The organism is Providencia sp. PROV048, from assembly GCF_033688165.1.
GTDB lineage: Bacteria > Pseudomonadota > Gammaproteobacteria > Enterobacterales > Enterobacteriaceae > Providencia > Providencia hangzhouensis.
Window position 1 is genome coordinate 3446260 of the sequence record NZ_CP096360.1, and the last position, 12208, is coordinate 3458467.

General features: G+C 42.3%; 12 protein-coding genes and 1 other RNA gene. 10 read left to right on the forward strand and 3 right to left on the reverse strand.

Going from position 1 to position 12208, the window contains the following annotated elements:
* Positions 1–118: 118 nt before the first annotated feature.
* The 10 genes from M1F26_RS15290 (at position 119) to dagF (ending at position 9315) form a co-directional block, all read left to right on the forward strand.
* Positions 119–826: a pirin family protein gene (locus tag M1F26_RS15290; RefSeq protein ID WP_140171515.1), complete on the forward strand. Its 708-nt coding sequence runs from the start codon at positions 119–121 to the stop codon at positions 824–826.
* A 135-nt stretch (positions 827–961) separates the two neighbouring features.
* On the forward strand, positions 962–2932 hold the full coding sequence (locus M1F26_RS15295) for a BglG family transcription antiterminator (protein WP_140171514.1): 1971 nt from the start codon (positions 962–964) through the stop codon (positions 2930–2932).
* A 482-nt stretch (positions 2933–3414) separates the two neighbouring features.
* Positions 3415–3753, forward strand: a complete 339-nt coding sequence (locus tag M1F26_RS15300) for a transcriptional antiterminator (RefSeq protein WP_004258172.1) — start codon at positions 3415–3417, stop codon at positions 3751–3753.
* Positions 3754–3785: 32 nt separating this feature from the next.
* Positions 3786–4151 carry an SFCGS family glycine-rich protein gene (locus M1F26_RS15305; protein WP_112307576.1) on the forward strand — a complete coding sequence of 122 codons (366 nt, stop codon included), beginning with the start codon at positions 3786–3788 and terminating at the stop codon, positions 4149–4151.
* A complete protein-coding gene (locus M1F26_RS15310; RefSeq protein ID WP_004258180.1) occupies positions 4151–4447 on the forward strand; it encodes a DUF4312 family protein in 297 nt (98 codons plus the stop codon). The genes M1F26_RS15305 and M1F26_RS15310 overlap by 1 nt, the downstream gene beginning before the upstream one ends.
* 26 nt (positions 4448–4473) lie before the next feature.
* Positions 4474–5265: a DUF4311 domain-containing protein gene (locus M1F26_RS15315; RefSeq protein ID WP_004258184.1), complete on the forward strand. Its 792-nt coding sequence runs from the start codon at positions 4474–4476 to the stop codon at positions 5263–5265.
* Between the two features lie 2 nt (positions 5266–5267).
* Positions 5268–5918 carry a DUF4310 family protein gene (locus M1F26_RS15320; protein ID WP_004258187.1) on the forward strand — a complete coding sequence of 217 codons (651 nt, stop codon included), beginning with the start codon at positions 5268–5270 and terminating at the stop codon, positions 5916–5918.
* Positions 5919–6337: 419 nt separating this feature from the next.
* Positions 6338–7477 (forward strand): amidohydrolase/deacetylase family metallohydrolase, encoded by a 1140-nt coding sequence (locus M1F26_RS15325; RefSeq protein ID WP_110591220.1) that lies wholly within the window; start codon positions 6338–6340, stop codon positions 7475–7477.
* Complete coding sequence (locus M1F26_RS15330; RefSeq protein WP_140171513.1) at positions 7461–8573, forward strand: DgaE family pyridoxal phosphate-dependent ammonia lyase; 1113 nt, start codon at positions 7461–7463, stop codon at positions 8571–8573. The genes M1F26_RS15325 and M1F26_RS15330 overlap by 17 nt, the downstream gene beginning before the upstream one ends.
* Position 8574: 1 nt before the next feature.
* Positions 8575–9315 carry a 2-dehydro-3-deoxy-phosphogluconate aldolase gene (gene dagF, locus M1F26_RS15335; RefSeq protein WP_004258199.1) on the forward strand — a complete coding sequence of 247 codons (741 nt, stop codon included), beginning with the start codon at positions 8575–8577 and terminating at the stop codon, positions 9313–9315.
* 138 nt (positions 9316–9453) lie between these two features.
* Here the strand turns inward: dagF and M1F26_RS15340 are convergent, their stop codons facing one another.
* The 3 genes from M1F26_RS15340 to rsmI all read right to left on the reverse strand — a co-directional run bounded on the left by M1F26_RS15340 (position 9454) and on the right by rsmI (position 12182).
* Positions 9454–10530 (reverse strand): 4Fe-4S binding protein, encoded by a 1077-nt coding sequence (locus M1F26_RS15340; protein WP_140171512.1) that lies wholly within the window; start codon positions 10528–10530, stop codon positions 9454–9456.
* A gap of 311 nt (positions 10531–10841) precedes the next feature.
* Positions 10842–11215: RNase P RNA component class A (rnpB, locus tag M1F26_RS15345), an RNA gene on the reverse strand.
* A gap of 94 nt (positions 11216–11309) precedes the next feature.
* Positions 11310–12182 carry a 16S rRNA (cytidine(1402)-2'-O)-methyltransferase gene (rsmI, locus tag M1F26_RS15350; RefSeq protein WP_004258206.1) on the reverse strand — a complete coding sequence of 291 codons (873 nt, stop codon included), beginning with the start codon at positions 12180–12182 and terminating at the stop codon, positions 11310–11312.
* Positions 12183–12208: the final 26 nt, after the last annotated feature.

The following is a 12208-nucleotide window of genomic DNA, read 5'->3' on the forward strand; positions in this document are numbered from 1 at the left end:
TTCTCTTTCAGGAAATTTGAACAAGGGAAACAGATTAACTGGCTAACAATTCAACGTCCAGCTATTTATTATAACAATAGATTATTAACTTATTTATTTTCGATGGGGGTTAACCATTATGATGACACTGAGACCCGCTAACCATTGCGGAAAAGCTGATTATGGTTGGCTGCAAGCGCGTTATTCCTTTTCATTTGGCCATTATTTTGACCCAGATTTTATGGGTTTTAAAACACTCAGAGTGCTGAATCAAGAGGTTATTGCGCCACAAAATGCGCTACAGCCAAGAACCTACCCTCATGTTGATATTTTAAATATCATCCTAAAAGGGCACGCAGAATATCGAGACAGTTTAGGTAATACCATCCAAGCGGATGAAGGTGAATGTGTGCGTTTCTCACCACGCCCAGATCTTAGCTACAGCGAACAAAATGTGTGCCCCAAAACGCCACTAACGCGTTTACAGCTCTGGTTAAATGCTTGCCCACAGCAAGAATCTTTACCCTTGCAAAAAATAGCCATTAGTGAAAATGAGAGTAAGCTTATCGCCTCTCCTGATGGGGAAGATCAAAGCATTCAATTACGTCAACAAATTTGGATCACTCAAATTCATTTGGCAGCGAATGAGTCAACCGCTATCACACTAAAAGGAAAAAACTCATTCCTTCAGTCTATACATGGTGGAGCAACATTACGAACACCAAAAGGCGAACAACTCGGGATGAATTGCAATGATGGGGCTTTTATCCAAGACGACAATCAAGTCATCATTAGTGCAAATAAACCGTTTAGAGGGCTATTAATCGATCTTGGAGAGCAAAGCTAGCCCTTTTCCTGCTATAGCAGAGTGAATTTTGCGAACGGATTCGCAAATTTAATGATTTACATATCCTACATATTGACACGCTTGTGTTAGAGTCCTGCCATTAGCGAGCAAAAAACACGTAATTTTCTTGCTCAAATGCTTTTTCGTTTTGATTTTAAAGGTGTTTCCGTGGCTCTATTCACTCAACAGCGACATAATCAAATTTTTGCTCAAATTCTCAATGAGGTTGTTCCTCAAGATGAATTAGCAAAAAACTTTTCCGTTTCTACTCGAACTATTCGTTCTGATATCAATGAAATCAATGAATTGATACAGCCATATAGTGCACATATTGTGTATGAACGAGGTCGTGGTTACCGGTTGAACATTGAAGACGAAGCCCTATTTGCGACCTTTACTCAACAAAATGATGAAGACGATCAGATTCCTCGAACGAGCAAAGAGCGCATTGATGCACTGCTATTAAAGCTCTTAATGCTATCACTTCCCGTAAAGCTTGATGATATCGCTGAGGAATGGTTTATCAGCCGAGGCACTTTACAACAAGATATGGGGGCGGTGAGAGAACAGCTGCAAAAATACCAAATTGCATTAGAAAGTATTCCTCACCAAGGTATTCGTTTGAATGGTAGCGAGTGGGCAGTTCGAGCTTGTATGACTGAAACTTTATGGCGTCGTTATTGCGCACAGATATCGCCTGATTTAACCACTTTCCGCCCCGATTGTCTGGATAATTTAGACCTGTCATATATCGATAAAGTATTACATAACAGTTTGAATCGTTTTGATATTCGGATTAGCAATGAAGGCCATTTATACCTAGTTTTTAATTGTGCGGTGACTATTTTGCGTATCACTCGTGGTCATGAACTCACCACTGCGGTCAAAAACGATGACAGTGAAGAAGTGATCCGCAAAGCCTGTGATGAAATATCCAAAGGTTTAATCTACTTTCTTGGCAATGACCTTTCAGGGGCAGAACTTAGCTATTTACATGACCAAATTGTTGCCCAACGCATTAGTAACCAAGACTCTAGCACGCAAAAAAGTGGTACTCATAATGAGCTGTGTGAATATATTTTAAATTATATTAATGAGTTATATAATTATGACTTACGGAGCGATGAAAAACTCAAAAAAGATCTCAATACTCATCTTGCATCGCTGATCACCCGTTTGCAGTATCATATTTCCACACCAAACCCGCTATTATCTGATATCAAACAATATTACCCGTTCGCCTATGATGTCACACTGAGCGCGTTAACCAGTGCAAGTAAGCAACTACTCCCCCACCCAATCAGTGAAGATGAACTAGGTTACCTTGCGGTTCATATTGGAGTCAGCCTCGAACGTAACTATGGCGCTGGCTCCATTCGCCAAACAGAAGTACTGGTAGTTACTGATGCAGGGAACTCCACGTTTCGCGTGGTTGAATCTAAAATCATGCGTGAATTTCCACAGCTCAAATTTAGCCGAGGGTTAACGTTACAAGAGTATGAATCCTTGGATGAAGTCTCTGAAGATTTCGTGATTACCACTGTACGAATTTCAGAGAAAAATAAGCCTGTTATTAAAATTGCGCCGTTCCCAACACCCTATCAGCTAGAGCTAGTTGGCCGCCTCGCCATGGTTGATCAAACTCGCCCTTATATTATCGAGCGCTTTTTTGATGAACGGTTCTTCATGGTAATTAATGAAAAAATTAGCCAAGAAGAGCTCTTTCAAATGGTTTGCAATAAATTGCAGCAAGAAGGCTACGTCACACCTGATTTCTACCCTTCACTACAAGAGCGTGAATCAATTGTTTCCACCTTGCTCGGGGAAGGTATCGCATTGCCTCACTCTTTAGGGTTACTAGCCAATAAAACAGTGGTTGCAACCGTTGTCGCCCCGAAAGGCATTGAGTGGAATAAAGAAACCAAAGAAAATGCTTATGTCATTTTCTTATTAGCTATCAGTAAAACAGACTATGAAGAAGCAATGGCTATTTATGACCTTTTCGTTACCTTTGTAAAAGAAAAGACAACACGTCGCTTAGTGAGTGTCAAAAATTTCAATGAGTTCCAAGTAATAGCTAAAGATAGCTTAGCGCGTATCCTCTAACTTGGTAGCAATTTCCACTTTGTAGTGGAAAAGTGGAAGTTGCTGACTTTTACGTGATCCTAACCACAACTCTTATAAATACTTTCCTATCCTAAACTGTCTATTTTACGGCCAAAGTGACTAAATGGAAGCGAGTACAACCCACGCAACATCATTTCCATTTATAGCTTCCACTTCCCTTTCCAGTTCCTTTTTTTGTTTCCATTTTTTAATTAAAAAAATAGTCAATTGATAAATAACACATTTTATCCAAAGTATTGTTATTCACATCTTATTTAGATAGTTGACTGATGTCAATTTTTCCACTTAATTTCCAAATAGAGCAAAAAATACACCAAAAATACATTTATTAATTTCCAAACAATTTCCACTTATAAGTGGAAATTTCCTGCCTGCAAAAATGAACAAGAACAGACTAAGGTATTAAGCATGAAGGAACAGAGTAGTCTAACTTGCAATATTACTTTGGATTTTAAATAGTTATGAGTGAATCAGTTGTCGTTTTTAAAATGTTAGAACATAACCTTGATATTGATGAGGTGACACAAAAACTGCTAGCAGTGATTACTGACTGGCTCAAGCAGGAGGACTGCTACACCACAGATGTACAACAACAGATGTTGGAGTCTCATTTACGTGCCATGGTCGGTAGAGCAAAAACGGGTGAAGCCTTACCAGAAGTCGATATCAGCTTATTCGATGAAATTTCTGAACATTCGATAGTGCTCGCACAGCGGGTTGTTGACACACTTCCTGGATTAGCACCTGAAGAGACTTATTTACTCTCTGTTCACTTTGAAGTCGCTCGTTCAAATGATTAATTACTAATTTGGTAGGATTTGGAGAATATTTTATGAAACAGATAGTTGTTGTTATCGGTGACCGTTTAGGTAAAGGCCAAAAAGTAGCTACCGGTGTTGAAGCTGCGGGTGGTAAAGCGGTTGTTGTTCCGGGGGTCGCTGCTGATATGAAACTCGGTGATGTCATGAACGCAGAACAAGCCGATTTAGGCATCTCATTTTGTGGTAGTGGTGGCGCTGGCGCAATTACCGCTCAAACTAAATATGGCTATAAAGCTCGCTATGGGATGCGCTCTATTGAAGAGGGAGAAACCGCGATTGCAGACGGTTGCAATGTATTAGGTTTCGGTTTTATGGACAAGGAAGAGTTAGGCGAGCGCTTGGTAAAAGCATTCAATAAAAAATACGGCAACGCTTAATGAAAAAATCTATCGAAACGGTTGTACGGGTTACAGGGCAAGGCGACACTAAGCAAAAAGCAATAGCTGACGCCTTAAATTCAATTCAAAAAACCGTACTGAAGAACAGCACAGATATCATCCTACGGATAGAACCAAAGGATGTTGAAGTGATTAGTGCTCACTCTCATTCGCGGACAGAAAAATTTCTTTTTCTCTTTTTGCCACGCAAACGTGAACATTTTCGTGTTGTACTCGACGTTTCGCTGGATGTCACTTTACTTTCTGTCAACGAAATACCATTTACAGAACAATAATAGCAATCAGGTCTGGAGTTAATTCCATGAGTGAAACTGCATCTTTTTTAGAAATATTGGGCATGTCCCTGATCATCGGTGGGCTCTGCGGCTTTGGCTTAGGCGCAGGGGCTGCGCGTATGTTCCACGCACCAACCGTACAAGGTATGGGGGCATTCCGTACATTGGGTGAGCTGAACGCTTGTGAAGGCGACCCAGCGTCTCATTTTTCTTTCGGCTTAGGGTTCTTCTTTAACGCATGGGCATCGTCAGTTGCTGCTGGGGCATTTACACAAGATGTTGACCACCGCATCATCCCAAACTGGGGCGCGGCTGCACTATTAACCAAAAACCGTAGTGTCGCTGACACACTGCATAACCCGAAAAAAATGGCTATCGCTTGTGCCATCATTGGGGCATTAGTTGTCGCCTTCTTAAACACAACCGCTTCCGCAGTTCCTGCTGCACTACAAACGACAGCCATTAACGTACTAGTGCCTGCCGCAAACTTGTTAGTTAATACCGTGATGCCAGTCATCTTCTGGTTAGCCGCCATGGATGCAGGGCGTCGTTCAGGTTTCTGGGCAACATTATTTGGTGGTTGTGCTCAGCTAATCATGGGGAATGCTATCCCTGGTTTAGTTTTAGGTATCTTGATTGGTAAAGGCGTTGATGACAACGGCTGGAACCGTATCACTCGTACAATGATGATAACAGTGGTTCTCCTGTTCGTTCTCAGCGGCTTCTTCCGTGAATTCGACCTAAAGATGATCACCTCTTTCAACCTAGATAAACCATTGTGGCTTGAATACGTCCACGGTCTGCTGAGCGGGAAATAATCATGACAACAGAAATTAACAAACAAGATTTTTGGTACGCAGAATGGTCCTTCCCGATTTTTGTTGGGTTGCTTTCCGCAGGGATCTTCGCAGGTACCCACATGTATGTCGTCTACGGTTTTGGGGCATTTAACGAAGTGGCTTTCGTCGCCATGTTACGTGCAGGGTTAGATACCGGGGTTTATGGCGCAGTCGCAGCATTTGGTGCAAGTTTCTTATTTGCTAGGATCATCGAAGGTTCATTGGTCGGTATTTTAGATATCGGTGGTGCACTGCAAACCGGTATTGGCCTCGGTGTTCCCGCCTTATTTTTAGCCGCTGGTTGGGATTTTTTAGTCACTAACTTCTGGATGTCGTTACTAACTGGCTTATTCCTTGGCGTATTAATCGGCTTACTGATTGTATTTGCACGTAAGTTCACGATTGCTCAGGCTAACTCAACCTTTGGTGCTGACGTCATGATGGGTGCGGGTAATACCTCTGGCCGTTTCTTAGGTCCATTAATTATTTTAGCTGCGATGGCCGCATCCATTCCAATCGGAATTGGCTCTTTAATTGGCGCATTGATTTTCTATGTATGGCAAAAACCCGTTGCCGGTGGCGCCATTTTAGGTGCTATGTTGTTCGGTTATTTCTTCCCAATCGTCGCTTAACCAGCACTCTCCCGGGGCATATGCTCCGGGTTACTGAATAGCATAAATTAAAAACAGACTCGAAATAGTTCAAAGAGTAGCGGAAGTGCTGCCAACAACGCTGCGGTTGGCATCATTTAGAATGCGCACTTAGGCATACTCTAAATAATTCAAATTGCAGATAGGCGGCAAACGACGATATCCCTAGGAGCATACAAAAGTATGTGACTAGGGTAGCGGAAGTGCTACCAACAACGCTGCGGTTGACATCATTTAGAATACGCACTTAGGCATACTCTAAATAATTCAAATTGCAGCTAGGCGGCAAACGACGATATCCCTAGGAGCATACAAAAGTATGTGACTAGGGTAGCGGAAGTGCTGCCAACAACGCTGCAGTTTGAAGTATGACGAGTATGACGAGTATCGAGAGGACAACTATGTACACTTTAATCATCAAACAAGGTAAGCGTATCGATGGCTCGATTATCGACATTCTTATTAAAGATGGAAAAATCGAAGCGGCAGGCCCTGAATTAGCGAATAATCAGCAAGCCGAAAAAGTCATTGACCTACAAGGAAAAACTTATGTCAGTGCTGGGTGGATTGACTCTCATGCTCATTGCTTTGTTGAGTCACCTATTTACTTCGATGACCCTGATTTAGCAGGAGCCGCTGGCGGAGTTACCTCACTGGTTGATGCCGGTAGTGTCGGTGCTGATGATATTGATAAATTTTATCAGCTCACCCAGAAATCAAAAACGAATGTCTTTTCTCTGTTAAATATTTCACGTATTGGCATCATTGCGCAAAATGAATTGTCGGATATGAACAACATCAATGAAGCCTGCTTTCAAGACGCTATCGAACGCCACTCCGGCTTTGTTGTTGGTATGAAAGCCCGTATGAGTAAAAGTGTGGTTGGTGAAAATGGCATTACCCCACTGATTAAAGCTAAAGAAATGCAGAAAAAACACCATCTTCCACTCATGGTGCATATTGGCAACAACCCGCCGGATATTGATGAAGTCGCTGATTTACTGACGCGCGGCGATATCATCACTCACTGCTTTAATGGCAAACCCAATAAGATTTTAGGCGAAGATGGCTACCTAAAACCATCAATTGCTCGCGCACTCGCACGGGGTGTCATATTAGATGTTGGTCATGGCGGTGAAAGCTTTAGCTTTAAAGTTGCAGAGCAAGCGATGCGCATTGGCACTTACCCTGACATCATCAGTTCCGATATTTACCACCGCAACCGCGTTAATGGCCCTGTTTATAGCCTCGCTTTTGTGATGACCAAATTTCTGTGTATGGGCTTTAGTGCGGAACAAGTGCTTCGCTGCGTTACCGAAAAAGCCGCCAACTTCTTATCGTTACCCGCAAAAGGCTATTTAAGGCCGGGCTTTGACGCCGACATAACCCTTTTTGACCTTAAAGAAGAGCAAACAGAGCTCACGGATGCAGAAGGCGAACACCGTATAGGAACTCACCGCTTCGTACCATTGGCTGCTATCGTCGGTGGAAAACACATTATTCATGCACAAGGTGAATCAGAACATGCAATCGATTTATGATAAATATCAGTTAAAACACGTTATTAATGCCTCTGGCCGCATGACAATTCTGGGTGTTTCAACGCCAACTCCAGAAGTTGTTGAACGTGTTGCTTATGGATTAAATAATTATTTTGAAATTAAAGACTTAGTTAATAAAACTGGCGAATATATTGCTAATCTATTAGATGTTGAAGCCGCAGTTGTTGTTTCCTGCGCATCTGCCGGTATCGCACAAGCTGTTGCAGCGGTGATTGTACAAGATGATGATGATTTACTGCTCAATTTGCATTCATCCAACAAAGTTGTTCCACGTGAAATTATTTTACCTAAAGGACATAACGTTAATTTTGGTGCCCCTGTGGACACAATGGTAAGCTTAGGTGGCGGTAAAGTAGTCGAAGCGGGTTTTGCTAATGAGTGCAGTGCCGCCCAGTTAGCAGCAAAAATCACCCCCAATACAGCCGCTATTTTGTACATCAAATCACACCATACCGTGCAAAAAAGCATGCTAACCGTGGAACAAGCCGCCAAAGTGGCTCATGACCACCAGCTACCACTGATCGTTGATGCCGCAGCAGAAGAAGAACTTACCGCTTACTACCAAGCCGGTGGCGATATTGTGATTTACAGCGGAGCAAAAGCAATCGAAGGCCCAACAAGCGGTCTGGTTATCGGTAAAAAACAATATATTGAGTGGGTAAAACGCCAAAGCCAAGGTATTGGCCGTGCGATGAAAGTAGGTAAAGAAGGTATTTTGGGGCTCACACTCGCTATCGAACAGTACCTGACTGCGACCAAAGAAACAGGCGCAGAAATGGTTAATCGAATGAGTCAATTCATCAGTGATTTAAATGCCATTAAAGGTATCTCTGCTCGAATCGTCTGGGATGGTGCAGGACGTGATATTGCCCGTACCGAGATTAGCTTTGATGAAAAAATGATAGGCAAAACCACTTACCAAATCATGGCTGAGCTAAAGCAGGGCGATACCGCGATTTACTTCCGTGAGTACAAAGCCAACGAAGGAAAAGTAGAGGCTGACATTCGTAGTGTTAGCACTGAACAACTTGATGTTATTTCTAAGAATATTCGTTTGTTAGTAGAAGGAATTTAAGATGAAATTGTCACCGAATTTTTATCGTGACCGTGTCTGTTTAAACGTACTGGCAGGCAGCCATCAGAATGCAAAAGATATCTATGCCGCAGCAGAAACCTTTGTTGTTGTTGGTGTTTTATCTAAAAATTACCCTGACTTAGAAAGTGCAATTGCTGATATGCGCATTTATGCACAAGAAACCGATAATGCATTATCAGTTGGTCTCGGCGCTGGCGACCCAAATCAGTCAACCATGGTGTCGTTAATTGCAAAAGAAGTTCAACCACAACACGTTAACCAAGTATTCACTGGTGCACCAATTAGCCGTGCACTATTAGGCCAAAACGAAACCTTCGTGAATGCGCTTATATCACCAACAGGCACGGTAGGTATGGTGAAAATTTCTACAGGCCCACTAAGCTCTCAAGCGCCAGATGGCATTGTTCCGGTTGAAACTGCCATTATGATGCTTAAAGACATGGGTGCTGACTCAGTTAAGTTCTTTAATATGAAAGGATTAACATATATTGAAGAATATAAAGCCATTGCCAAAGCTTGCGCTGACTTTGATTTTTCTTTAGAGCCTACAGGCGGCATTGATTTAGATAACTTTGCTGAAATTTTGCAAATTGCCCTTGATGCAGGCGTGAAAAAAATCATCCCTCATATTTATAGTTCCATCATTGATAAAGAAACGGGCAACACTCGCCCAGAAGATGTACGTCAATTATTGCAGATGGTTAAGCAAGCGGTTAATTGATGTGGTAGTAAGCAGTAAGTCAGAAAATAAATATAAGCGAGTAAATAAGTATAAATAAGCAGTACAAAATCTGTCATCATGACAAAACAACAAGTTGCCCCGCTCATCATTGTATGCAGCGGGGCTTTTTATTGCACATCAATGACCTATCATTCTTGCATTTGGTATAATATGAAACCAATAATTATCAGGTACTGGGCTATCCCAAACGCCAAAATACATAGCAATACCAATAATAATAAATAAAACTGCTAAGGTTAGAATTGCCATCATCCAACCCGATAAGCGAAATTGATGTTTTTTTGTTGGCACTTGCAATGAAAAATCCAACGTTGATGCAACAGGGCAAGATTCAACGCAAGTCATACATCCCGTACATTCCACCGTTCTTACAGTAATTAACTTATCGACAGGTATCCGTGATGGGCAGTTCTTGGCACATTTTCCGCAATCAATACAACTTTCCACATTTCGCCGAATTTTAAATGGCGAAAATAGCGAAAAAATGCCTAACAAAGCGCCATAAGGGCACAAATAACGGCACCAAGCATTACGAATAAACAAGCTTGCTATCACTAAAATGACCACAGTAATAAGCGAAAACAAGCTAATATAACGAAAAAAATCCAACATTTTTACGTCAATAATGATCCCATAAGGCGACATCATAAAATATTGGATCATCTGCGCAGACATGGAAAATGCAATATAAAGAAAGAAACCTAATAACAAATATTTTAGGCCTCTTAAAGGGATATCGAGCCATTTAGGTAAGCTAATTTTGTTTTGATAACGAAAGACTTTTTTCCCTAACTTACCAGTGTACTCTGATATTGTGCCAATCGGGCACATCCATGAACAAAATGCTTTTTTGAACAGTAAGCTAATCACAATAAAAGAGACTAATAAAAACATTGAGGCCGCATGAATTGGCGGAAAACTCCCCGTTTCCAAGGTATATTTTAAATTCATTAACCCCGCAATCGGCAGCCAACCTTCAATTCCACCAGGGCGAGGAAGGTGAATTGTCGCCCCTCCAGTTTCGTAATATCGTACCCAGTAATAGAAGGTAACTCCAATATAAATATTGATCGCCAATAGCGTGAACTGTACAAATTTACGCCATGTTGATGCATTTCGCCAATCATTCCAAGGGAGTTTTCCCCCAGTTGTACCTGGGCGACGTTGGTACCTTACACGTGATTTCTTTATCATCTACGCACATCTCTTTAACATGCATTATAAATACCACTATTGTAATTACATATTCACATAGCGTATTGATTTGCATCAGAGCGTGACGATATTGATGATTTCAGAAAAACGAGGTGACAAGATTAGCTTGCGGCAATAAACAGCTCTAAATAGTTCAGCTTGTAGGTAGGCGGCAAGGGAGGATATCTCTAGGAGCATACATAAGTATGTGACTAGAGTAGCCGAGAGCAGCCAACACCCCTACAAGTTGAAATATGACGAGTAATAAAAAAGGCTATAGCAATAAAAGTGCTATAGCCTTTTTTATTTGTCTGTGGAGTTGGCCGATAAGCCGGGTTCTGTCATGGACAACCATTCATCTAGGCCAGCACTTGCGCACTGGCTCCAGCAACCTACCCGAGTTCAATGCGGGCCGCACCATATGAACCCCTATTTGGTCTTGCTCCGGGTGGAGTTTACCGTGCCACGAACTGTTGCCAGTCGCGCGGTGCGCTCTTACCGCACCCTTTCACCCTTACCTGATCCTGTAAACAGGCCATCGGCGGTTTGCTCTCTGTTGCACTAGTCGTAGGCTCGCGCCTCCCAGACGTTATCTGGCACCCTGCCCTATGGAGCCCGGACTTTCCTCCCCTCTATCCGTCTCCCGAAGGGACTACGATAAAGCAGCGGTTGTCTGGCCAACTCCGCGGCGAATTATAGGCACTTTGTTGTTGCTTGTACAGACTCTAGCGTGGGCAATTTACCACTTATATCAATCAAATCGGGTATTTGCCCAAAAATCATTCATCACTTTGATTATCAAGCATCAACTTATACAACATATTTTTCTTGAGACCATAAATTTCAGCCGTGATTGCAGCCGCTTTTTTAGGGGGTAATTCTTTTTGTAATAAATTTAATGTTCTCACCACTTCAGGGGAAACTGCGGAGTCATCCGCTGGCTTTTTATACCCTTCGACAATCAACACCATTTCGCCACGGTGACGGTTTTCATCTTCTTTTACCCAAGCGAGTAATTCCCCCACTGGGCGGCCTTCAATGGACTCCCACGTTTTCGTAATTTCACGTGCTAAAACAACATGGCGATCCGGCCCCCAGACTTCCACCATATCTGCTAAACTGTCTAACAAACGGTGGGTTGATTCATAGAAAATCAGCGTGCGAGTTTCTTGTTCGAGTGATTGTAAAACATCTTTACGCCCTTTTGTTTTAGCAGGTAAAAAACCTTCATAACAAAAACGGTCTGAGGGTAAACCCGCTGCTGATAACGCGGTAATAGCAGCACAGGCACCCGGTAAAGGTACGACACGAATACCCGCTTCGCGGCAACGATTAACTAGATGATAACCTGGATCATTAATTAAAGGTGTACCCGCATCGGAGACTAATGCGATACTATCACCTTGTTGAAGTCGACTAATTAATTGATCTGCCTTTTGCTGTTCATTATGATCATGCAGAGCAAACAACCGTGCATTTATCGCAAAATTCTGTAATAGAATGCCTGAATGCCGAGTGTCCTCTGCTGCAATAAGGTCAACATGTTTAAGAACATCCAACGCGCGTTGCGTTATATCCCCCATATTACCAATTGGGGTAGGGACAATATACAGCGTGGATGCCATAACCACAGCTTGATTAGGTTGGTTCATTGTTTCATCCGAATAGCCGGTTTAAA

Coding starts and splice junctions, on each gene's coding strand:
- M1F26_RS15315 (WP_004258184.1), top strand. CDS start 4,474: ATGAGTGAAACTGCATCTTTTTTAGAAATATTGGGCATGTCCCTGATC.
- M1F26_RS15330 (WP_140171513.1), top strand. CDS start 7,461: ATGCAATCGATTTATGATAAATATCAGTTAAAACACGTTATTAATGCC.
- M1F26_RS15305 (WP_112307576.1), top strand. CDS start 3,786: ATGAAACAGATAGTTGTTGTTATCGGTGACCGTTTAGGTAAAGGCCAA.
- M1F26_RS15340 (WP_140171512.1), bottom strand. CDS start 10,530: ATGATAAAGAAATCACGTGTAAGGTACCAACGTCGCCCAGGTACAACT.
- M1F26_RS15320 (WP_004258187.1), top strand. CDS start 5,268: ATGACAACAGAAATTAACAAACAAGATTTTTGGTACGCAGAATGGTCC.
- rsmI (WP_004258206.1), bottom strand. CDS start 12,182: ATGAACCAACCTAATCAAGCTGTGGTTATGGCATCCACGCTGTATATT.
- M1F26_RS15325 (WP_110591220.1), top strand. CDS start 6,338: ATGTACACTTTAATCATCAAACAAGGTAAGCGTATCGATGGCTCGATT.
- M1F26_RS15295 (WP_140171514.1), top strand. CDS start 962: ATGCTTTTTCGTTTTGATTTTAAAGGTGTTTCCGTGGCTCTATTCACT.
- M1F26_RS15300 (WP_004258172.1), top strand. CDS start 3,415: ATGAGTGAATCAGTTGTCGTTTTTAAAATGTTAGAACATAACCTTGAT.
- M1F26_RS15290 (WP_140171515.1), top strand. CDS start 119: ATGATGACACTGAGACCCGCTAACCATTGCGGAAAAGCTGATTATGGT.
- M1F26_RS15310 (WP_004258180.1), top strand. CDS start 4,151: ATGAAAAAATCTATCGAAACGGTTGTACGGGTTACAGGGCAAGGCGAC.
- dagF (WP_004258199.1), top strand. CDS start 8,575: ATGAAATTGTCACCGAATTTTTATCGTGACCGTGTCTGTTTAAACGTA.